Raw genomic sequence first — 312 nt, forward strand, 5'->3', positions numbered from 1 at the left:
CTCAACCATGAGACCTAATCGGAGGGTTTTCTTCGATAATCTTGGAAACTGTATTGTATGTTCTCGTGCTCCCAAATGTCCTTAGACGTCCACAATCGAGAAATATTGGTATTTCTGTGAACGCATTGGCGGATCGATCCGTGCTACTGTTTCCGAAATGCAAACATTGATATAGTATTCTGGATGCAGGTCCCGATTTAATTTGCTCCACGAGCAATAAGTACTTACGACCTGCTCACACATCCTGTTTCTCCCAAATTACCGCCTTTGCGAGAAAAGATATAACGTATCTCAGAAGCAGTTCGGTTGCGA

1 pseudogene is annotated in these 312 nt (G+C 43.3%); it reads right to left on the bottom strand.

Annotated features, from left to right (window positions below):
- Positions 1 to 233: 233 nt before the first annotated feature.
- A pseudogene (locus ACJ5GX_RS01385) lies at positions 234 to 312 on the bottom strand (YebC/PmpR family DNA-binding transcriptional regulator); the annotation flags it as partial.

The organism is Wolbachia endosymbiont of Tuta absoluta, from assembly GCF_059414725.1.